The sequence below is a fragment of the Pseudomonas lurida genome, from assembly GCF_013522705.1.
Classification (GTDB): Bacteria; Pseudomonadota; Gammaproteobacteria; order Pseudomonadales; family Pseudomonadaceae; genus Aquipseudomonas; species Aquipseudomonas quebecensis.
This window is the reverse complement of record NZ_JAAMRE010000028.1, coordinates 72,938-94,450: the sequence shown is the minus strand read 5'-3', so window position 1 is coordinate 94,450 and position 21,513 is coordinate 72,938. Positions and strand designations below refer to the sequence as shown.

Here is a 21,513-nt window from a genome sequence, read left to right as displayed (position 1 = left end):
GTGTCTTGGGAGCCAAGAAAATGATGCAACTGATGGGCTGAAGAGCCTTTTTCAGCACAAAAACAAACGCCCCGAACAAGTCGGGGCGTTTGGTCTAAGGCCTGTCAGTGTGTTTTCACACAGTCTGCCAGGGGCCCCTTTGTGTTTTTAACGTTTTACTGCGCTTAACTGCCGGCAATAAGCTTGTTTTTTTTGCATGCAGCCCCCATCTTGGCTTCATGCTTAATTTTGAACTGTCATAGAGGCGAACTCATGAAGACCACCATTGAATTGCCTCTCCTGCCGTTGCGTGATGTCGTCGTCTATCCGCACATGGTTATCCCGCTGTTCGTGGGGCGCGAGAAGTCTATCGAAGCCCTCGAGGCTGCGATGACGGGCGATAAGCAGATCCTGCTGCTGGCCCAGAAGAATCCGGCTGATGATGATCCAGGTGAAGACGCCCTGTATCGCGTCGGCACCGTTGCCACTGTGCTGCAATTGCTCAAACTGCCGGATGGCACCGTCAAGGTATTGGTAGAAGGCGAGCAGCGCGGCGCCGTGGAACGCTTCATGGAGGTGGATGGCCACCTGCGTGCCGAGGTGGCGTTGATCGACGAGATCGAGGCCCCGGAGCGCGAGTCCGAAGTGTTTGTGCGCAGCCTGCTTTCGCAATTCGAGCAGTATGTGCAGTTGGGCAAGAAAGTCCCGGCTGAGGTGCTGTCTTCTCTCAACAGCATTGATGAGCCGAGCCGCCTGGTCGATACGATGGCCGCGCATATGGCGCTGAAAATCGAACAGAAGCAAGACATCCTCGAAATCATCGACCTGCCGGCCCGCGTGGAGCATGTACTGGCTCTGCTGGACGCTGAAATTGACCTGTTGCAGGTCGAGAAGCGCATTCGTGGCCGTGTAAAGAAACAAATGGAGCGCAGCCAGCGCGAGTACTACCTGAATGAGCAGATGAAGGCCATTCAGAAAGAGCTCGGCGACGGTGAGGAAGGCCATAACGAAATCGAAGAGCTGAAAAAGCGTATCGATGCCGCCGGTTTGCCCAAGGACGCTCTGACCAAGGCCACCGCTGAGCTGAACAAGCTCAAGCAGATGTCGCCGATGTCGGCTGAAGCCACCGTGGTTCGCTCTTACATCGACTGGTTGGTGCAGGTGCCGTGGAAGGCGCAAACCAAAGTGCGCCTGGACCTTGCGCGCGCCGAGGACATCCTCGACGCCGACCACTACGGCCTGGAGGAGGTCAAGGAACGCATCCTTGAATACCTCGCCGTACAGAAACGCGTGAAGAAAATCCGCGGCCCGGTGCTTTGCCTGGTGGGTCCGCCTGGTGTGGGTAAAACATCCCTGGCCGAGTCCATCGCCAACGCCACCAACCGCAAATTCGTGCGCATGGCCCTTGGCGGTGTGCGTGATGAAGCGGAAATCCGTGGTCATCGCCGCACGTATATCGGTTCGATGCCAGGAAGATTGATTCAAAAGATGACCAAGGTTGGCGTACGCAACCCGCTGTTCCTGCTCGATGAAATCGACAAGATGGGCAGCGACATGCGCGGCGATCCGGCTTCGGCGTTGCTCGAAGTGCTCGATCCCGAGCAGAACCACAATTTCAACGACCATTACCTGGAAGTCGATTACGACCTTTCCGACGTGATGTTCCTGTGCACCTCCAACTCCATGAATATTCCGCCGGCGTTGCTGGATCGGATGGAAGTGATTCGCCTGCCGGGTTACACCGAAGACGAGAAGATCAACATCGCCGTCAAGTACCTCGCGCCCAAGCAAATCGCGGCCAACGGCCTTAAGAAGGGCGAAATCGAGTTTGACGTCGAAGCGATCCGCGACATGGTCCGCTACTACACCCGCGAGGCCGGTGTGCGTGGGCTGGAGCGCCAGATTGCGAAGGTGTGCCGCAAGGCGGTGAAGGAACACGCACTGGAAAAACGCTTCTCGGTGAAGGTGACGGCCGATGCGCTGGAGCACTTCCTCGGCGTACGCAAATTCCGATACGGGCTGGCCGAGCAGCAGGATCAGGTAGGGCAGGTGACTGGCCTGGCGTGGACCCAGGTGGGTGGCGAGCTGCTCACCATCGAGGCTGCGGTGATCCCAGGCAAGGGCCAGTTGATCAAGACCGGCTCCCTGGGTGACGTGATGGTCGAATCCATTACCGCCGCGCAAACCGTGGTGCGCAGCCGCGCGAGAAGCCTGGGGATCCCCCTGGACTTCCACGAGAAGCACGACACCCATATCCACATGCCGGAAGGGGCGACCCCGAAGGATGGTCCTAGCGCGGGTGTGGGCATGTGCACCGCACTGGTATCAGCATTGACCGGCATCCCGGTACGCGCCGATGTAGCGATGACCGGGGAAATAACCCTGCGTGGTCAGGTATTGGCGATCGGCGGCCTCAAAGAGAAACTGCTGGCCGCGCACAGGGGTGGTATCAAGACCGTGATCATTCCTGAAGAGAATGTTCGCGACTTGAAGGAAATTCCTGACAATATCAAGCAGGATCTTCAGATTAAACCGGTTAAATGGATTGACGAAGTCCTGCAAATTGCGCTGCAATACGCGCCGGAGCCCTTGCCGGACGTGGCGCCGGAGATAGTTGCTAAGGACGAAAAACGAGAGTCTGATTCCAAGGAAAGAATTAGCACGCATTAATGAGCCTGGGGGCTTCCTTGACAGCTTTTTAGAGCCCTTGTTATAAAGCGGCTCTTAAGTGTCTGTAGGCCATTCAGCACTGGTTTTTGCTTTTACCAAAAAACTTAGAATCATACTCAATAGATATATAAGGGGACTTAGAGTGAACAAGTCGGAACTGATTGATGCTATCGCTGCATCCGCTGATATCCCGAAAGCTGCTGCTGGCCGTGCGCTGGATGCAGTAATCGAATCCGTCACTGGCGCTCTGAAGGCCGGCGACTCCGTGGTACTGGTAGGCTTCGGTACGTTCTCTGTGACTGACCGCCCAGCTCGCACTGGCCGCAACCCACAGACTGGCAAAGCACTGCAAATCGCTGCTGCCAAGAAACCAGGTTTCAAAGCCGGTAAAGCCCTGAAAGAAGCCGTTAACTAAGCTTCGATCAAGCCTTACCTACCCGGGTCCGACGCAGGTCTGGCCTGGCAGCGGAGCGGCAATCGACCCACTATCCATCGGGTCGCCAAGCCGGGGGTGTGGGTTCAGACCCCCGTCCGCTCCGCCAGTTACGAGAAGGCGCATCCTCGGATGCGCCTTTCTTCTATCCGGACTCTACCCACGCTCCACGGTTGCCAATTTTTGAAGTTCAACCGTTTCTGGGGGACGCATGCTGCAAAATATCAGGGACAATTCACAAGGCTGGATTGCCAAGACCATTATCGGGATCATCGTCGCATTGATGGCGTTCACCGGTATCGAAGCCATTTTCCAGGCTTCGACCAACACCAAGCAGGACGTGGCCAAGGTCAACGGTGAAGCAATCACCCAGACCGAACTGAGCCAGGCCGTCGACATGCAACGGCGCCAGCTGATGCAACAGTTGGGCAAGGATTTCGATGCTTCGCTCTTGGACGAAAAACTGCTGCGCGAAGCGGCCCTCAAGGGCCTGATCGACCGCAAGCTGCTGCTGCAAGGCGCCGCCGACGCCAAGTTTGGCTTCTCTGAAGCTGCGCTGGACCAGGTGATCCTGCAAACGCCGGAATTCCAGGTGGACGGCAAGTTCAGCGCGGAACGTTTCGATCAGGTGATCCGCCAACTGGGCTACAGCCGTCTGCAATTCCGTCAGATGCTGACTCAGGAAATGCTGATCGGCCAGGTGCGTGCAGGTATCGCCGGCAGTGGCTTTGTGACCGATGCCGAGGTGCTGGCTTTTGCCCGCCTGGAAAAACAGACTCGCGATTTCGCCACGGTCAATATCAAGGCTGACCCTGCGGCGGTGAAGCTCACCGACGATGAGGTCAAGGCCTACTATGACCAGCACGCTAAAGAGTTCATGACGCCGGACCAGGTGGTCATCGATTACCTCGAGTTGAAGAAGTCGTCGTTCTTCGACCAGGTCAGCGTCAAGGATGATGAACTGCAGGCGGCCTATCAGAAAGAAACCGCCAACCTCGCTGAACAGCGTCGTGCCGCGCACATTCTGATTGAAGTCAACGACAAGGTGACCGACGCTCAGGCGAAAGCCAAGATCGAAGAAGTCCAGGCGCGCCTGGCCAAGGGGGAGAAGTTCGAAGCCCTGGCCAAGGAGTTCTCTCAGGATCCGGGTTCGGCCAACAATGGCGGCGACCTCGGATTTGCCGGCCCCGGCGTCTACGATCCGGACTTTGAAGCCGCGCTGTACGCGTTGAATAAAGACCAGGTCTCGGCGCCGGTGCGCACCACCTTTGGTTGGCACCTGATCAAACTGCTCGGCGTCGAAGCACCTGAAGTCCCGACGTTCGCCAGCCTGAAAGACAAGCTGACCCGCGAGCTCAAGGCCCAGCAGGTCGAACAGCGCTTTGTCGAAGCCACCAAGCAATTGGAGGATGCGGCATTCGAAGCGTCCGATCTGGCCCAGCCGGCATCCGATCTGAAGCTGACCGTGCACACCTCCGCGCCTTTCGGCCGCGACGGTGGCGAAGGTGTCGCCGCCAACCGTGCCGTGGTGACCGCTGCGTTCAGCCCGGAAGTGCTGGACGAAGGTGCCAACAGCACCGCTATTGAGCTGGATCCGGACACCGTCATCGTGCTGCGTGCCAAGGAGCACCGCAAACCAGCGCAATTGCCGCTGGAAAGTGTTGCCTCGGCAATTCGCGCGCAGATGACCAAGGAGCGCGCCAGCGCGGCCGCCAAGACCCATGCTGACGAGCTGATCGCCAGCCTGCGTGAGGGCAAGACCCCGCTGAACCAGCCGATTGATGGTCAGGCGTGGAAGGTCACCGAAGCGGCTACCCGTAGCCAGGAAGCGATCGATCCGGCCGTGCTGCAAGCCCTGTTCCGCATGCCGAAGCCTGCGGCCAAGGACAAGCCAACGTTCACTACAGTGACCCTGGCTGATGGCAGCCTGGTGATCGTGCGTTTGAACGGTGTCAACGAAGCCGCCGCGCCAACGGACGAAGAAAAGGCACAGTACCGCCGCTTCCTCGCTTCCCGTGTCGGCCAGCAGGACTTTGCCGCTTACCGCAAGCAGTTGGAAACAAAGGCTGACATCAAAAAATATTGATGTCGGTTTGAACACTCAGCCCCCGGCCTGTAAAGGCCGGGGGTTTTTTATTGGGGTTCGTTCAGAGCCAATAGTCAACCTGTGACGTTTTACCGACAGGAATACGCGCGCCAGTCCCCCGTTCTGTTGCACAATACCGCCCAGACCGTTTTCCTCAGGATTTTCAATGTCGACATCATTTCACTTGCGCAGCCTCGGGTTGGCGTTGGTGTTGGCGGGCGCCGCGGGCTGCTCGTCACCCAAGACCGCTATCTATGAACATGAGAACTTCGACGACTCCGGTACGTTTTCAAGGGACTACCCGGTCAGCGACGTAGCGGCGTGCGAAGCCGCTCGTCGTGCCTTGCTGAGCCAGGGCTACATCATCACCAGCAGCGATCCGAAACTGGTGGTGGGTAACAAGAGCTTCCAGCAGACCGGCGAAACCCATCTGCAGATCAGTTTCAACGTCGTGTGTGCCGATGACGGCAAAGGTAAAAAGCACTCGACGATGTTTGCCAATGCCTTGCAGGATCGCTATGCGCTGAAGAAGGTCAATAACTCGGCGAGCCTCGGCGTGGGCGTATTGGGGTCGGTGTCGATGCCGATCGGCTCCACCGATGACTCGATGGTCAAGGTCGCCAGCGAGACGGTGTCTGCGCCTAAGTTCTATGATCGTTACTTCGCCCTGGTGGACGTGTTCCTGCCGCAGGAAGTGAAGAAGGCCGAGCATATCCCTGAGAAGCCGAAGGCGGACCTGGGTGTGCCGGAGCCTAAAGCCGAACCTGCTGCAGAGAACGTCGAGGCGCCCAAGCAAGAACCGGCGGCGCCTGCTGCATCGCAACCGCTTGCCCCACCTGCCGAGCCTGCTCCGTTTGCCCCGCAGGTTGAGCCACAAGCGGCGCCAACGCCTGCACCTGCACCGACCAATCCTGAGCTCCCCGCGCCGACCGAGGCAATTCCAGCCCTGCCGACGCCGGCGCAGTAAAACAGATCGTTGCGGGGTCGATCCTGTCCCCGTAACGGTTTCTTCCTCGACAGCCTACGTGTGCTAAATCCCCGCGCCGCTGCTACGTTTAATCCTCAAGTGCAGGAACGTCATGGCGCAGACTTTTTTTCGTCATCACGGCACTTTAGGCTGGTGGTGCGGGTCATTCATTAAAGCCGTATTGCACCGGCTTTCACGATCAGAAAACAGGGAGTACACCATGGACGATTACCAGGAAGAACTGCTGGAGTATCAGGCCTTTGAGCTGGATCCGTTGGATCCGGTCGACGATGCCACCGAGCTGTAATACCGGCCTCAGGCGGAATGCCGCTGACTGCGGCGAAATTCCCCTGGGGTCTGGTTGTTCCATCGCCTGAATGCCCGTTGAAATGCCTGGGCAGAGGCAAACCCGAGCAAATAGGCGATCTCGCCGAAGGCCAGTTCCGTATCGCGGATGTAGGTCATGGCCAGGTCGCGACGGGTGTCATTGAGAATTGCGCGAAATTGAGTGCCTTCATCGGCCAGTTTGCGCCGCAGGGTCCAGGTCGGCAGCTTCAAGCGTGCCGCCACTTCCTCCAGGTCGGGTTCCCGGCCGCCATTGAGCATCGGCCCAAGCAACCGGGTGATGCGCTCGCGCAGGCTGCGGGTGCGCGTCAACTGCTCCAATTCCCGTTCACACAGTTGCAGCAACAGGTGCCAGGTGCTTGGACAATGTTGTGGGTTGCGCAGGGCCAGGGTGGGTTGGCTCAGGCGCAACTGGTTGATATCCGCGCCGAAGTGCACGGGGCTGTCACCCAATAGGCTGTAGTGTTCGCTGTAGTCCGGAGCCTCGAATTCAATTTCGATCCGCTGCGCCTGCACCGGTCGCTCGGCCAGGCTGGAGAGTTGGTGCAGCCAGCCGGCGATAATCGAGTCCACCACGAAGCGGTTGTAGGCGTTGTAGGGACTGATGGAGTAAAAGCGCAGCCAGGCGCCTTCGGCGTCCTCATGAAAGCTCGATTGCCCTCGGTAGTTGGAACCGTACAGCGGCTCGAAGCGCGTCAGCGTGCGCGCGGCTTCGCGAACGTTGGGCGCCTGGGCGGCGGTGACACCCGCCAGCCCGGCCTGGCTCAGGCGGCTGAGCTGTCCCATGCGCAGGCCCAGCGCCGGGTCGCCGGTCAGTTGGATGGCCGCGTGACCCAGGCGCATATAGCGAGGGATCGACAACCGCGCACCGGCTTCGGCCAGCCGTGCCGGTTCAAGACCGTATTGCAGGAGCAGGGGCTGCGGGTCCAGGCCGTGGCTGTGGACGGCATCGGCCAACGTGTGCACAAAGCCTACCGACAGATCCCCCAGGCGCACGGGCTTCATTGCGTTACAGCCAGATATTGAGCATGCGAGCACCCCGGGCGTCGCCATCGGCGCTGATCTGCCCGTTGCTGCTCAGGAAGCTGTGCCCGGCGGTGCCCAGGTCCCAGAACTGCCCGCGCAGGAACACGCTCATGCCGGCGGTGGCCTGGCTGACGGGCTGCTGGCTGATCAACGTGAGCCGCCGCCAGGCCTCGCCTTCGCTCAGTTCCTCGGGCTTGAGGCTGACTTCCGGTGGCGTCGAAACGCTTTTGAAACCGCGCCATGGCCGATCCCAGGTGTCGCGTCCGGTCACCAGCGCCGGCACGGCAATCAACTGCGCGCCGCGGTCGTTGAGTTTGCGGTAGTTGTCCGGGTACCAACTGTCGCTGCCCACCAGCACCCCCAGGCGACCGGCCGGGGTGTCCACCACGTTGACCGTGTTCTCGTCGCCGGGCTGGATAAATTCGCGCTCGTCGTAGATTGGGTAGAGCTGGCGCTGGGGCTCGCCGATAGGCATGCCGTCGGCGGCGAATACCACGCTGGCGTTGTATAAGGCACCGTGGCCGATCTGCAGTTGGCGTTGGCTGACGGTCGGGTCGGGCAGGGCGATGGAGCCGGCCACCACGGTCACGCCGAACTCTTTGGCCAGGCCGCCGAACAGCACCTGGTAATCGCGCGCCATGCCCGCCGCCTTCATGCGCAGGTAGGCGTCGTCCAGGCGGTCGCTGCCGCTGGCGCTGATCCAGGCGCGCGCGAACTGTAACGGGTTGCTGACCGACAGCCAGTTCATCGCATCCTTGAGATGCATCGCCTGATACACCTCGTTCTTTTCGCCGGTAAGCATCAGCCAGGTGCCGATATGTTCGGGCAGTACCACGATGGTCTTGTCGTTGATCAGGCCCTGATCGCGGGCGTTTTGCAGGTAGGCCGCGAGTTTCAGATGCAGGCGTTCCAGGCTCTGATAGTCGGCGGGAAACAGCTCGGGCTGGATGCCCAGCAGATTGCCACGATCGGCTGGCACGCCTTCGTTGACGGCCAGTGTAATGCGCAGGTCCGACAGGTAATGCGCAACGGGGCGCTCCTGGGTCCAGACCAGATAAGCGGCGACGGCGGCAACCAGGGCCAGGGTGGCGGTGAAGGCTAGAAGTTTACGCATGGATAACAGACAACAAACCGATTGCGGGGCGTGAATTTATGACGCAAGTGCAATTGAGGATACACAGTGTCAGCGGCTTACAGGAATTATTGGCAAGGCGCGCCGATTATTTCCTGCGCTCAATGGCAATTCGCTGTGGGACGAACCTGCATGTTGGAACCGGTTGTCCTGGCTTGGTTCCTGCCGCGCTCGACCTTTGCGCCGAGCAAGTTTCGGTGGACACCGGCGCTCACGTCGCGTCAGCCCCCTTGGGTCTGTTGCCGTCAAAGGTCTGGCCGTTGGCTACCCACTCACAGAGCGCGTCGGGCGACAGTGGCCTTGAGAAGAAATAGCCTTGCCCTTGGTGGCATTGCCAGTCGCGCAATAGCCTGTAGTTGGCGAGTGTTTCGACGCCTTCGGCGACCACGGTAAGGTTCAGGTTTCGTGCAAGGCGAATAATGCCTTGCACGATATGCCAATTGCTGGTGTCGGGGCGCAGGTCTGCCAGCAGCGATCGGTCGAGCTTGACGCTTTTTGCGGGGATGTCCCGCAGATACCGCCAGTTGCTGTAGCCACTGCCAAAGTCATCAATGGCGATTTCCACACCGAGCAGACGCAGGCGCTTGAGCTGTTGCTGTACCGCATCGAAGTCCGGGATCAGCACGCTTTCAGTAAACTCCAGTTCAATGCATTGCGGCGCCAGGTTGAAGTGAGCCAGTGATTGCGTCAATTCATCGATGAGCTGGCCATCGGTAAGATCAATTGATGAGACATTCAGCGATACCGTCAGGCGTAGACCTCGGGTTCGCCAGGCGTCGATCTGCTTGCAGACGTTTCTCACCACCCAGCTCGTGATACGGCGGATGACGGCGGTGGTTTCAGCCAGCCCGATAAACTCCGCAGGCCCGATTTCACCCAGAGTGGGGTGCGTCCAACGCAACAGCGCCTCCACCGATTCGCACTGGCCATTGGTGAGGTTTATGCGTGGCTGGTATTCCAGCCGCAATTGGTCATGGGCGAGCAAAGCCGATTCGATCGAGTGGAGCAACAGCGCGCTGCGTTGTGAATGAGCGTCGACGGCGGGGTCGTAATACAGCCAGCGGTGCTCGGACCGCCGCGCCGTATCGGTCGCGCTGGCCATCAATCTCAAATTATCGACAGAGGCCTGCGCGTTGGGCCCGATTTTGAGCACGCCGATGCCGACATCGGCAAAGATCGGCACATTTTTGAAATGCACCGGCTGAGCAAGGGCTTCGTTGATGCGTTCGATCAGCTCATCCACCTTCAGGTGGGGAGTGTCCTCCAACAGAATGGCGAAGCTCAGCGTACTGGCTCGATACAAGCGGGCGCCTTCCGGCAGCACGCTGGCGAGCAGGTTTTTAACGCCAAGCATGAATTCAACGAAACAATCCAGGCCCAGGGCCTTGACCAGCCTGTCCATCACGGAGGCCGTGAGCGGTTCAATCAATATCGCCAGGCGGTCGGCCAGGCACGCTTCGCCCTTGACGACGTCCAGTTCGAAGCATTGGCGATTGGGCAGTCCGGTCAGGGCATCGAAAAAAAACTTGTGATGAATCGATTCCAGCCGTGCAACAACAATGGCGCCGGCGTTGTGCAGGAACACTCTGTCCTGCTCGCTCATCGGCGCCCGTTCCTTTCGATCGATGACGCACAGCGCACCCAATGCCGCGTGTCCTTTGGTGACCAGTGGGGCGCCGGCGTAGTAGCGAATGAACGGTGCGCCGGTGACCAGCGAGTTGTCGGTGAATCGAGCATCGTCCACGGCGTTCAGGATTTCCAGTATCCCTTCGCCGTGCATGCAGTGGACGCAGAACGAATCCGCCAGCGGAGCGCCGTCGGCCTCGATCCCGAGCTTGGCTTTATACGTCTGAAACTCATGGTCGACGATGCTCACCATCGCAATCGGCACGCCAAAGTGTGCCGACACCAGCGCGACGATGCTGTTGAGTACCTCATCCGATCCACTCTCGATATGGGCGGTGAGCCGCTCCACTTCGGACAGGCGCATTTGTTCTGCGAACGTTGAGAAGCAATTGGACATTTTCTCGATCCTGCAGTTGAGCAACCGCCACCGACGGCGTGCTCGATAAACGATAAAGCGGATGCTGAAATGAGATCCGAACAACCAACATAGCGCGAGCTGGGCAGACCGTCAGGTTTTAAAGCGCAAAACCAAGGCGTTCAAGTCGACCGACAGTCGCGAGAGTTCATTGCTGGCGGCCAGCGTCTGGCGCGTGCCTTCGCTGCTCTGGACGGCAAGGTCACGGATGCTGATCAAGCTGCGGTCGACATCACGCGCTACGTGCGCCTGTTCTTCGGAAGCTGTCGCAATCTGGAGGTTGCGGTCGTTGATTTCGAGTACCGAATCGGTGATTTGGCGCAGGGACTGGCCTGCTTGTTCCGCAGTGTCTCGGGTGCTGTAGACCTGCGAGGTACTCTCCAGCATTGAGCTGACTGCTGCGCGTGAGCCTGATTGAATTGCGCCGATCATTTGTTCGATCTCTTCGGTCGAGGTTTGTGTGCGATGCGCCAGGGCGCGCACTTCATCGGCGACCACTGCGAACCCGCGTCCTTGTTCGCCTGCGCGCGCAGCTTCGATGGCCGCGTTCAACGCCAGCAGGTTGGTCTGTTCGGCAATGGCGCGGATAACGCTCAGCACTTTGCTGATGTCCTGCGCCTGCCCAGCCAGCGACTTGACTTGATCTGAAGAGGATTCAACCAGGCCGGTCAGGCTATTCATCGCTGTCAGGGTCTCGTTGACGCGAGTATTACCGAGGTCGGCCGACACGCTCGATTGCCTGGCCGCTGCGGAGGTGGAGGTGGCGTTTCTGGCAACCTCTTCAACGGCGGCGCTCATCTGGGTCACGGCGGTCGCCGCTTGCTCGATCTCGCTGTTCTGTTGCTGCAATGTGCGATCAGCGCTCTCCGTGATCGCCGTCATTTCCACGGCGGCGGTGCTCAGTTGAGCGGACGCCCCTGAGATTTCCAGGATGGTGTTTCTCAGATTTTCCCGCATCCGGTTGAGTGCGCTCATCAGGCGCGCTGCTTCATCAGTGCCAGTGACCTCAAGCCCCTGGGCCAAATTGCCCACGGCGATATCTTCCGCTAACCGCAGCGACGAGGTGATGGGGCTGACTATGCTGCGGGTGAACACGATTGCCAGAATGACCGTGAGCATTGCAGCGGCCAGCAGGACCACGATCAGCACCATGACGCTGTGTGCGTAGACCCTTGCCGCTTCTTTGCCTGACTCAATCGCCTGACGCGCGTTTTGCTCGCGCAGCAACGTCAGTTGTTCCTGATAGTCACTTGCCCGTTGCGCCTGTTCGCCGTTGGCAATCACGATGGCTTGCTCGTGATTGGAGCCATCCAAAGCGATGACTTGGTTCAAACCCTCAACATAGGCGTTCATTGCCTGATTGGTTTTTTCAAACTGGATTTTGTCCTGCTCGCCCGATAGCAGATGTTCACGGTAGAACTCGGTTCGCGATTTGAGCGCCCCTAAAGCTTCGTGGACCCTGGCCAATGCCACGCTGTGTACCTCAGTGGTGACGCTTGAAAGCATGCGGATGCTCTCAAGACGGGCATGAAGCAGGGCGATCTGAATATCGTCAATGACTTGGACGCTGGGAAGCGAGTTGGTCTCGATGTCCTGCTCGGCGCTGCGCAGGTGATCGATCTGCACGTACGAGAAGCCGGCAAAACCGAATAGAAGCAGCGTGATCATGCCAAAGCAGATGGATGCGCGGCGTGCAATGTTGATTGATCGAAGTGTCATAAGGCCTCCAGAGGCCAGGAAGTTTTGTGAGGGCATGCACGACTGGATTCACAGGCGAGACGAGAGTTGGAACCCCGCAGTGTGGCGCTGATGCCACAGTGATGGCTCTGGGTCTTGGTTTGAAGTGAGCAAATTAGATTGGGTTGATAGGCGCGCTAAATAATTGCGCGCTCATGAGTGACGCAGGCGGCAGCGACGGCCTCGGTGTGCATTTGGATCAATAACTTGTCAGTTTCAGTCATTGAGCGGTCACTGAACGGCTCTTAGTCTGTCGGGTATAAACCGATGGTCGGCCATATGAGCCTGCCACGTCCCGTGATGATCTGCCGTGGAGCTGTACCATGACCGTCGCTGCTTACCCGCATCTGTTGGCCCCGCTGGACCTGGGTTTTACCACCTTGCGCAATCGCACCCTGATGGGCTCGATGCATACCGGTCTGGAAGAAAAACCCGGTGGGTTCGAGCGCATGGCCGCTTACTTCGCCGAGCGCGCCCGGGGTGGCGTAGGCCTGATGGTCACAGGCGGCATTGGCCCCAACGATGAAGGCGGTGTGTACGCCGGCGCGGCCAAGCTGACCACTGAAGAGGAAGCGCAGAAACACAGAATCGTGACCCAGGCAGTGCACGCAGCGGGCGGCAAGATCTGCATGCAGATTCTCCACGCCGGGCGTTATGCCTACAGCCCCAAGCAGGTGGCACCGAGCGCGATCCAGGCGCCGATCAACCCGTTCAAGCCCAAGGAACTGGACGAGGAGGGCATCGAAAAACAGATCCAGGATTTCGTCACCTGTTCCCTGCTGGCTCAGGTCGCCGAATACGACGGCGTGGAAATCATGGGCTCGGAAGGCTATTTCATTAACCAGTTCCTCGCCGCGCACACCAACCACCGCACCGACCGGTGGGGCGGCAGCTACGAGAACCGCATGCGCCTGGCCGTAGACATCGTGCGCCGTGTGCGCGAAGCGGTAGGGCCGAACTTCATTATTATTTTTCGCCTGTCGATGCTCGACCTGGTGGAAGGCGGCAGTAGCTGGGAAGAAATCGTACAGCTGGCCAAGGCCATCGAGCGGGCCGGTGCGACGATTATCAACACCGGTATCGGCTGGCATGAAGCGCGTATTCCGACCATCGCTACCAAGGTGCCGCGTGGCGCGTTCAGCAAAGTCACCGCCAAGTTGCGCGGCGCGGTGCAGATTCCGCTGATCACCACCAACCGCATCAATACGCCGGAGATTGCCGAACGCATCCTCGCCGAAGGCGATGCCGACATGGTGTCGATGGCGCGACCGTTCCTCGCCGACCCGGAGTTCGTCAACAAGGCCGCCGCCGGCCGCGCCGATGAGATCAACACCTGCATCGGCTGCAACCAGGCGTGCCTGGACCACACCTTCGGCGGCAAGCTGACCACCTGCCTGGTCAACCCCCGTGCGTGTTACGAAACCGAGCTTAACTACCTGCCCGTCACCCAGGTCAAGAAGATCGCCGTGGTCGGTGCCGGCCCGGCAGGCCTGGCCGCAGCGACCGTGGCCGCCGAACGTGGCCACCAAGTCACGCTGTTCGATTCGGCCAGCGAGATCGGCGGCCAATTCAATATCGCCAAGCGCGTGCCCGGCAAGGAAGAATTCTTCGAAACCCTGCGTTATTTCAAACGCAAGCTGCAGACCACCCATGTCGAGGTGTGCCTCGACACCCGTGTGGATGTCACGCAACTGGTAGCCGGCGGCTATGACGAGATCATTCTGGCCACCGGCATTGCCCCGCGCACCCCGGCCATCCCTGGCGTCGATAACCCCAAGGTGTTGAGCTACCTGGACGTGATCCTGGAGCGCAAGCCGGTGGGTAAGCGCGTGGCGGTGATCGGTGCCGGCGGCATCGGCTTTGATGTGTCGGAATTCCTTGTGCATCAGGGTGTGTCCACCAGCCTGGACCGTGAGGCGTTCTGGAAGGAATGGGGTATCGACACCCAATTGCAGGCCCGTGGCGGCGTGGCCGGCATCAAGGCCCAACCCCATGCGCCGGCGCGTGAAGTGTTCCTGCTGCAACGCAAGGCCTCCAAGGTCGGCGACGGCCTGGGCAAGACCACCGGCTGGATCCACCGCACCGGTCTGAAGAACAAACAGGTGCAGATGCTCAACAGCGTCGAGTACCTGAAGATCGACGATGACGGCCTGCATATCCGCATCGGCGCCGAGGGCGAGCCCCAGTTGCTGGCGGTGGACACCATCGTCATCTGCGCCGGGCAGGACCCGCTGCGCGACTTGCAGGACGGCCTGGTCGCCGCCGGGCAGAACGTGCACCTGATCGGTGGTGCGGACGTGGCGGCCGAACTGGACGCCAAGCGCGCGATCAACCAGGGCTCGCGCCTCGCCGCCGAGCTGTAAGGCCTTGAGCGGGGCGGTGCTAGACTACCGCCCCGTTTTACCGGCAGATCCAACCCCATGGGCCCCTTCGATTGGCATCCCCAGGCTCCTCTTGAACCGTTAGTGCTCGATTGGCTGAACGGCGTCGAACTGGCCGTCCTGCGCCTGGACCGCATCGATCCGCTGATCAGCGGCAACAAGTGGTTCAAACTCAACGAGCATTTGATGCAGGCGCAACAGGCCGGTGCCAGTGGGATCATCAGCCTGGGCGGAGCTTACTCCAATCATCTGCACGCACTGGCGGCGGCAGGCCAGCGCTTTGGTTTCGCCACGGTCGGCCTGATGCGCGGCCATCCCCAGGACACACCGACCGTCCTCGACCTCAAAGCGTTTGGTATGCAGCTGCACTGGCTGGGCTACGGTGGCTATCGTGCGCGCCACGCGGCGGATTTCTGGTTGCCGTGGCGCGAGCAATACCCGCATTTGTATCCCGTGCCCGAAGGCGGCGGCGGGGTGGCCGGGGCGTTGGGTTGCGCCGTGCTGGTTGAACAGGCTCGTGGGCAATTGAGCAATGTGGGCTGGGCCGATTACGACGGCTGGTGGTTGGCGGCGGGCACCGGTACCACCCTGGCCGGGCTGGCGTTGGCGGAAGCCGGCGCGCACCCGGTATATGGGGCGATGGCGGTGCCGGACGATCACGGCGTGGCGCAGAATGTGCGGGCGATCGCAGCGCAAGGCGTCGAACTGCTGGATGCCAGCCGTGGTGGTTTCGCCAAGGTCGACGGGGCATTGCTCGACTTCATTCAGACCACCGAGCAGGCCACCGGATTGCCGCTTGAGCCGCTTTACACTGGCAAGGCGCTGTCAGCGCTGAAGCAGCAGATCGAAGCCGGGCGCTTTGTGCCCGGCACGCGTCTGATTTTTGTGCACACCGGCGGCTTGCAGGGCCGCCGTGGTATCAAAGGCTAGCGCGTTTGCCCGGTATCATCCGCAGCGCGGTGTTATCGCGGATCACATAGTGATGAACGATCCCCGCCACTGCATGCAGCCCGATCAGCCAGTAGCCGACCTTACCGAACAGCACATGCCAGCCTTCGATCTGCTTGGCCAAGGCCTTGTTTTCTGCGATCAGCGGCGGCAGCTCGATGCCGTAAAACATCACCGAATGTCCCTCTGCACTGACAATCAGCCACCCGGCAATCGGCATGCCGATCATCAACGCATACAGCGCGAAGTGCATCAGGGTGGCCAGCAGGCGTTGCCATTGTGGCGGGGCGGGGACGATTTTCGGGGCCACCCCCAGGCTGCGTGCGAACAGGCGCAGCCACACCAGCACAAACACGGTCAGGCCGAACATGAAGTGCATTTCCACGATCAGCGTGCGAGCGCCGCTGCCTTTGGGGAACTGCCCACGCAGTTCAATGCAGGCGTACACCACCGCCAGCAGCACCACCATCAGCCAGTGCAGCGCAATTGACATGGTGCTGTAGCGTGTATCGGAATTTTTCCACGGCATCGCTGGGTTCCTCGTTCATCAGGGCATGCCTTCGTTCTTTTGTGACGAAGTATTTCTACTGTATGCCTGTTTCAAACGAGTTGCCCGGTGCGATGGCGGTTTTTTTGATCTTAATCAGTAGCTTTGCGGCATTTCACCGCGGGCCAGGCGCTGGTTGATGTCGGCGATCACCGTTGGCAGGTCATTGAGCGTGTCGATCAGATAGTGGGGACGCGAGCCTGCGAAGAGTGCCTCAATGCGCTGGCGTTCGCGGGCGAGGGTGTCCGGGGCCAGTGCTTGGAACTGTGCGTAGGTCAACCCCAGCGCATTGCCCGAGCAGGTCAGCGCCACGGTCCACATCCCGGCGCGACGCCCTTCGAGGATGCCCGGTACGGTGTCGTCGACTTTCACGCACGCCGCCACATCGTTAATGCCCAGGGCGATGACGTTAGCCAGGGCCTGGGCCGGCCATGGGCGGCCGTTGGGCACTTCGTCGGTGGCAACCACATGGTCGGCGACATAGCCGTTGCGCGCGGCCAGGGCGACCACCTTGTCCATCACCTGCTTAGGGTAGCCGGAGCAGGAGCCGATCTTGATCCCCTGGGCGCGCAGTGTGGCGATGGTGTCGAGCGCGCCGGGGATCAACGCCGAATGCTCGGCGATCTTCTCGATCTGCAAGGGCATGAAGCGCTGGTAAATGGCGGTCACGTCGTCATCGGTGGGCGTGCGTGCGAACGCCTGGCGGTAACGTTCGGCCACCTGCGGTTGATTGCACAGGGTGCGGATGTGGTCCCACTTGCCCATGCCCATCGGGCCGCGGGCTTCTTCAATGGAGACCTGCACGCCGAATTCGGCGAAGGCCTCGACAAAAATTTGGGTCGGCGCGAAGGAGCCGAAGTCGACCACGGTGCCGGCCCAATCGAGGATCGCGGCCTGGAGAGTGGTGGGGTATTGATAGTTCATACGGGTACTCCAGACGCAGAGAGAAGCGGGATGTGCATGGCGCGCAATACCTGGGCGATGGCCGTTACGGCGGCGCGCATATCGGCTGCGTCGACGTGGCCGATGCAGCCGACGCGAAAGGTTTCCACCTGGGTCAATTTGCCGGGGTACAGGATGAAACCCTTGGCCTTGACCCGCTCGTAGAAGTCCTTGAACTGGTAGCGTGAGTGCTGCGGGGCGTGAAAGGTGACGATGATCGGGGCCTGGATCGCCGCCGGCAGGAAGCTGCGCAGGCCGAGTTCGGCCATGCCCTCAAGCAACGCCTGGCAATTGCGCGCATAGCGCTGATGACGGGCAGGCAGGCCGCCTTCTTCACGGTATTGCAGCAGCGCCTCGTGCAGCGCGGCGACCACATGGGTGGGTGGGGTGAAGCGCCATTGACCGGTTTTGGCCCGGTAGCTGTGCTGGTCGAACAGGTCCAGCGCCAGGGAGTGGCAGTTGCCTTGGGCGGCGGCCAGCGACTGCTTGTCGGCAAAGACGAAAGCCATGCCCGGCACGCCTTCCAGGCATTTGCCCGACGCGGCGATCAGCGCATCGAAAGGCACGTCGCGGGCATCGATCGGCAGCGCACCGAAGGAACTCATGGCGTCGACGATCAAGCGCTTGCCATGGCGCTTTACGACATGCGCGATGGCCGACAGCGGGTTGAGAATGCCGGTGCTGGTTTCGCAATGGATCAGCGCGACGTGGGTGATGGACGGGTCGGCATGCAGCAGGCGGTCTACATCGGCGGCGGTGGTGGGTTGGTCCTCGGCGGTTTCAAAGGTGCTGGACGCACGGCCGAGCACGTCGCAGATCTTCGCCAGGCGTTTGCCGTAGGCACCGTTGATCAGCACCAGAACCTTGCCATCGCGTGGCACCAGGGTGCCGATTGCGGCCTCGACAGCGAAGGTGCCGCTGCCTTGCAGAGGGACGCAGTGGTGGCTGTCGGCGCCGTGGATGATGGCCAGCAACTGTTCGCAGACATCGGTGGTGAGCTGGTTGAAACGGTCATCCCAGGAACCCCAGTCCACCAGCATGGCCTGGCGGGTGCGGGCAGACGTGGTCAGGGGGCCTGGGGTCAATAGCATCGGCGCGGTAGGGAGCATCTCGGGTTCTCGAAAGCGTTGGGTTGAATCTACGGCGCTTACGTTGCGGTTTAGCGTTATATCAATCAAATTGTTTGTTGTTATGCGAGCTATCAGCGAGGCCGATAAGCATGAACCTGTTCCAATTGCGTGCATTCGATGCCGTGGCCCGCGAGGGCAGCTTTACCCGGGCGGCGGCGCGGCTGTTTATCAGCCAGCCGGCGGTGACCGGGCATATCAAAGCCTTGGAGGAGCACTACCAGATCCCGCTGTTACGTCGAACGGCGCGGCGGGTTGAGTTGACCGAGGAGGGCGCGCGGCTGGCGGCGATCACCCGCGCTATCTTCGGCCTGGTGGATGAGGCGCAGGCGCTGCTGGAAGCCAATCGCCAATTACTCAGCGGGCGCCTGGAAGTCGCGGCGGACGGCCCGCATCTGGTCATGCCGATGATCGCCAGTCTGCGCGAGCGGTATCCTGGCATCACTGTCAATCTGCGCCTGGGCAATGCCCAGGAGACCCTCGCCGCGCTGTTGGCCGAGCATGCCGATGTGGCGGTGCTGACCGAGGTTGAACCCCGCCATGGTGTGCACTTACAGCTCTTGGGCGAATCGCACATCTGCGCCTTGGTACCGGCCGGGCACCCTTGGGCGGGATTGTCCGAAGGCATTGGCCTGGAGCAACTGAACGAGGTGATCATGGTGCTGCGCGAGCCCGGTTCGATCACCCGTCGTACCTTTGATGCTGCCTGCCAAGCCGCCGATGTGCAGCCCAAGGTGCTGCTGGAGCTCGATAGCCGTGAAGCGGTGACCGAAGCCGTCGCCGCGCAATTGGGCGTCGGGGTGGTGTCGTCACTGGAGACCAGCCCGGACCCGCGGGTGCGGGCGGTGCCGATCCGCGGCGTCGGTTTATCGAACCGGCACAGCCTCGGCTGCATGGAGCGACGCCGTTCGCTGCGGCTGATCCAGGCGTTTTTCGAGCTGGCGCCGTGACGGTTTTTTGGTGGAACGATGCGTCCCTGCGCTATAAACTCTGCCCCCAAAGCGCCGGCCAGTAGACGTTTCGGCGCGATGGACGAGAAGAGAGCGAGTCATGGGCGCACAGTGGAAAGTCAAACATAAAGAAGCGGCAGCCAATGCCAAGGGCAAGATCTTCGGCAAACTGGTGAAGGAAATCACCATCGCCGCGCGCAACGGTGCCGATACCGCGACCAACGCCCACCTGCGTCTGGTGGTGGAACAGGCGAAAAAGGCCTCGATGCCCAAGGAAACCCTGGACCGCGCCATCAAGAAAGGCGCCGGTCTGCTCGGCGAAACCGTGCAGTACCACCGCGTGACCTACGAAGGGTTCGCGCCGCATCAGGTGCCGCTGATCGTCGAATGCGTGACCGATAACATCAACCGCACCGTGGCGGAAATCCGCGTGGCATTTCGCAAGGGCCAACTCGGCGCTTCCGGTTCCGTGGCCTGGGACTTCAACCACGTCGGTCTGATCGAGGCCTCGCCGGACAGCCCGGACGCCGACCCTGAAATGGCCGCCATCGAAGCCGGCGCGCAGGATTTCGAAGACGGCGAAGAAGAGGGCACCACCCTGTTCATCACCGAAACCACCGACCTCGACGCGGTGCAGAAAGCCCTGCCGGAGCAAGGCTTCACCGTGCTGTCGGCCAAGCTGGGCTATATCTCTAAGAACCCGGTAAGCGGTCTGACCGACGAGCAGATGGCCGAAGTCGAAGCCTTCCTTGAAGGCCTGGACAACCATGACGACGTGCAGGACATGTTCGTCGGCCTGGCGGGCTGATAAACGGCTGAGCAAGGTGGAGGGGGCGAGCCCCCTCTGACATTGCCTTAATTAATCACAGCTGCAGAGGGAGTGAAGCTGCTCCTCGATCTCTTCAAAACCTGGCCGCGCCAGTACATCCGGCTGGCAGCAGCGCGCTTGCAACGCCACCAGTGCCGCCACCAGTGCCGCCTCCACGGGTTGCCCCTCGATCCGCTCCAGCAATTCCCCCAACAGCACGCCGAAGGCCCGCACTTCGATGCGCTGCAATGCCCGGTTTTCCACGGTGTCCGCCACGGCATGGAATGACGCTGCGCCAAAATCCCCCAGCAAACAATCGCCCGCCGCGTTCCACAGAATATTGTGGGCGTACAGGTCGCCATGGGTGATGCCGTGACGGTGCAAATGCGCCGCCACCGAAGCGATGCCACGGGCTATGCGCAGTGCGACATCGACGCTGAAACGGGTGTCGGGCGCATAGATGTCACGAGTGCAGGACGCCAGGCTGGGCAGGGCCGCCAGGTTACGGTAGCTCGGCTCGATCAGGACCATCACCAATGCAGCCTGGTCATCGGGGTGGCCGACCACGCGACCTTGTACGTTGATCAGGTTGGGGTGCAGGCCGGCGGCGATGCATGCCTGCATCTCGTGCAGCGGCGAACCGTCGCTGGTGATCGTGCCTTTGTAGAGCTTGACCGCCACCGGCAGGGCCTGGGGTGTCCACACGGCTTTGTGGATCACACCGGATGCACCTTCGCCGAGGACGTCGGCCAGTGCCAGTTCGCCCCAGGCAATATCCGCTGTGGCGTCATCGTCCGTGACGGCCACCGCCATTTCCACCGGGTTACCGGCATAGGCCAGCCAAGTCAGGCTTGGCAGTGACAGCAGCCAGTCCGGGAGATGACTGAGGCGATTGGAGGCGATGCGGATCAGCTCCAGGTTGTGGCACTGAGCCAGGCTGCGCGGCAGTTGTTCCAGTTGATTGCCGGCCAGCATCAGCTTTTGCAGCAAAGGCCGCTCGCCCAACTCGTCGGGCAGCTGGCGGATGCTGTTGTCGGTGAGGATCAGCCAGCGCAACAGCGTCGGCAGCGCGGCGGCGGGCACCTGGCTGATACGGTTGGCCTTGAAGCCGATCATGCTCAGCTTTGCGCATTGGCCCAGGCAGGTCGGCAGTTCGGTAAAGGCGTTGTCCGAGCAGAACAACACGCGCAGGTGCGACAGGCGGTGCAGGTCATCCGGCAAACGGCTCAGGGCGTTACCGCTGAGGTTGAGGATTTCCAGGGTGTCGGCCAGTTCGAAGATTTCCCGAGGGAACTCGGTGAGCCCGCAGGACAAGTCCAGGCGCGTGATACCGGCCAGTTGGCCGGCCTTGAGTTGGGCGAGGGTATGCATGAACGGCGCGGTCACTCGGCTAG

At 60.7% G+C, this 21,513-nt stretch carries 16 protein-coding genes and 2 pseudogenes; 9 read left to right on the top strand and 9 right to left on the bottom strand.

Annotated elements, in window-relative coordinates; all coding sequences use genetic code 11:
* Positions 1–252: 252 nt before the first annotated feature.
* The 5 genes from lon (at position 253) to G7025_RS20820 (ending at position 6,442) form a co-directional block, all read left to right on the top strand.
* Positions 253–2,649: an endopeptidase La gene (lon, locus tag G7025_RS20840; protein ID WP_181080981.1), complete on the top strand. Its 2,397-nt coding sequence runs from the start codon at positions 253–255 to the stop codon at positions 2,647–2,649.
* Positions 2,650–2,791: 142 nt separating this feature from the next.
* Complete coding sequence (locus G7025_RS20835; protein ID WP_003174819.1) at positions 2,792–3,064, top strand: HU family DNA-binding protein; 273 nt, start codon at positions 2,792–2,794, stop codon at positions 3,062–3,064.
* A 229-nt stretch (positions 3,065–3,293) separates the two neighbouring features.
* The gene (locus G7025_RS20830; RefSeq protein WP_181080980.1) at positions 3,294–5,168 is read left to right on the top strand and encodes a SurA N-terminal domain-containing protein; all 1,875 of its coding nucleotides are present in this window, start codon (positions 3,294–3,296) and stop codon (positions 5,166–5,168) included.
* Positions 5,169–5,334: 166 nt separating this feature from the next.
* Positions 5,335–6,135 (top strand): DUF2242 domain-containing protein, encoded by an 801-nt coding sequence (locus G7025_RS20825; protein WP_181080979.1) that lies wholly within the window; start codon positions 5,335–5,337, stop codon positions 6,133–6,135.
* 112 nt (positions 6,136–6,247) lie between these two features.
* Positions 6,248–6,442: a hypothetical protein gene (locus tag G7025_RS20820; RefSeq protein WP_181080984.1), complete on the top strand. Its 195-nt coding sequence runs from the start codon at positions 6,248–6,250 to the stop codon at positions 6,440–6,442.
* 8 nt (positions 6,443–6,450) lie between these two features.
* Here the strand turns inward: G7025_RS20820 and G7025_RS20815 are convergent, their stop codons facing one another.
* From G7025_RS20815 to G7025_RS27260, 5 genes and pseudogenes are all read right to left on the bottom strand, one after another.
* Positions 6,451–7,485 carry an AraC family transcriptional regulator gene (locus tag G7025_RS20815; protein WP_181080978.1) on the bottom strand — a complete coding sequence of 345 codons (1,035 nt, stop codon included), beginning with the start codon at positions 7,483–7,485 and terminating at the stop codon, positions 6,451–6,453.
* Between the two features lie 4 nt (positions 7,486–7,489).
* Complete coding sequence (locus tag G7025_RS20810) at positions 7,490–8,620, bottom strand: carbon-nitrogen hydrolase family protein (protein ID WP_181080977.1); 1,131 nt, start codon at positions 8,618–8,620, stop codon at positions 7,490–7,492.
* A gap of 229 nt (positions 8,621–8,849) precedes the next feature.
* Positions 8,850–10,628, bottom strand: coding sequence for a sensor domain-containing phosphodiesterase (locus G7025_RS20805; RefSeq protein WP_258197716.1), 1,779 nt, complete (start codon positions 10,626–10,628; stop codon positions 8,850–8,852).
* A 144-nt stretch (positions 10,629–10,772) separates the two neighbouring features.
* Positions 10,773–11,369 (bottom strand): annotated as a pseudogene (locus tag G7025_RS27265) (methyl-accepting chemotaxis protein); the annotation flags it as partial.
* Between the two features lie 309 nt (positions 11,370–11,678).
* A pseudogene (locus tag G7025_RS27260) lies at positions 11,679–12,347 on the bottom strand (MCP four helix bundle domain-containing protein); the annotation flags it as partial.
* A gap of 392 nt (positions 12,348–12,739) precedes the next feature.
* Between G7025_RS27260 and G7025_RS20795 the strand changes: the two are divergent.
* Positions 12,740–14,779 (top strand): NADPH-dependent 2,4-dienoyl-CoA reductase, encoded by a 2,040-nt coding sequence (locus tag G7025_RS20795; RefSeq protein WP_181080975.1) that lies wholly within the window; start codon positions 12,740–12,742, stop codon positions 14,777–14,779.
* Positions 14,780–14,836: 57 nt separating this feature from the next.
* Entirely contained in the window at positions 14,837–15,727 is an 891-nt protein-coding gene (locus G7025_RS20790; protein WP_181080974.1) for a 1-aminocyclopropane-1-carboxylate deaminase/D-cysteine desulfhydrase, read from the top strand.
* Here the strand turns inward: G7025_RS20790 and G7025_RS20785 are convergent.
* The 3 genes from G7025_RS20785 to G7025_RS20775 form a co-directional block, all read right to left on the bottom strand.
* Positions 15,717–16,274 (bottom strand): cytochrome b, encoded by a 558-nt coding sequence (locus tag G7025_RS20785; protein ID WP_181080973.1) that lies wholly within the window; start codon positions 16,272–16,274, stop codon positions 15,717–15,719. The genes G7025_RS20790 and G7025_RS20785 overlap by 11 nt on opposite strands.
* A gap of 114 nt (positions 16,275–16,388) precedes the next feature.
* Complete coding sequence (gene phnX, locus G7025_RS20780; protein ID WP_181080972.1) at positions 16,389–17,216, bottom strand: phosphonoacetaldehyde hydrolase; 828 nt, start codon at positions 17,214–17,216, stop codon at positions 16,389–16,391.
* Positions 17,213–18,343: a 2-aminoethylphosphonate--pyruvate transaminase gene (locus tag G7025_RS20775; RefSeq protein WP_181080971.1), complete on the bottom strand. Its 1,131-nt coding sequence runs from the start codon at positions 18,341–18,343 to the stop codon at positions 17,213–17,215. The genes phnX and G7025_RS20775 overlap by 4 nt, the downstream gene beginning before the upstream one ends.
* A gap of 110 nt (positions 18,344–18,453) precedes the next feature.
* Between G7025_RS20775 and G7025_RS20770 the strand changes: the two genes are divergently transcribed.
* Positions 18,454–19,311, top strand: coding sequence for a LysR substrate-binding domain-containing protein (locus G7025_RS20770; protein ID WP_181080970.1), 858 nt, complete (start codon positions 18,454–18,456; stop codon positions 19,309–19,311).
* 100 nt (positions 19,312–19,411) lie between these two features.
* The gene (locus tag G7025_RS20765) at positions 19,412–20,119 is read left to right on the top strand and encodes a YebC/PmpR family DNA-binding transcriptional regulator (RefSeq protein WP_034098834.1); all 708 of its coding nucleotides are present in this window, start codon (positions 19,412–19,414) and stop codon (positions 20,117–20,119) included.
* A 51-nt stretch (positions 20,120–20,170) separates the two neighbouring features.
* Here G7025_RS20765 and G7025_RS20760 read toward each other — a convergent pair whose 3' ends face one another.
* Positions 20,171–21,490, bottom strand: coding sequence for a leucine-rich repeat-containing protein kinase family protein (locus tag G7025_RS20760; RefSeq protein ID WP_181080969.1), 1,320 nt, complete (start codon positions 21,488–21,490; stop codon positions 20,171–20,173).
* Positions 21,491–21,513: the final 23 nt, after the last annotated feature.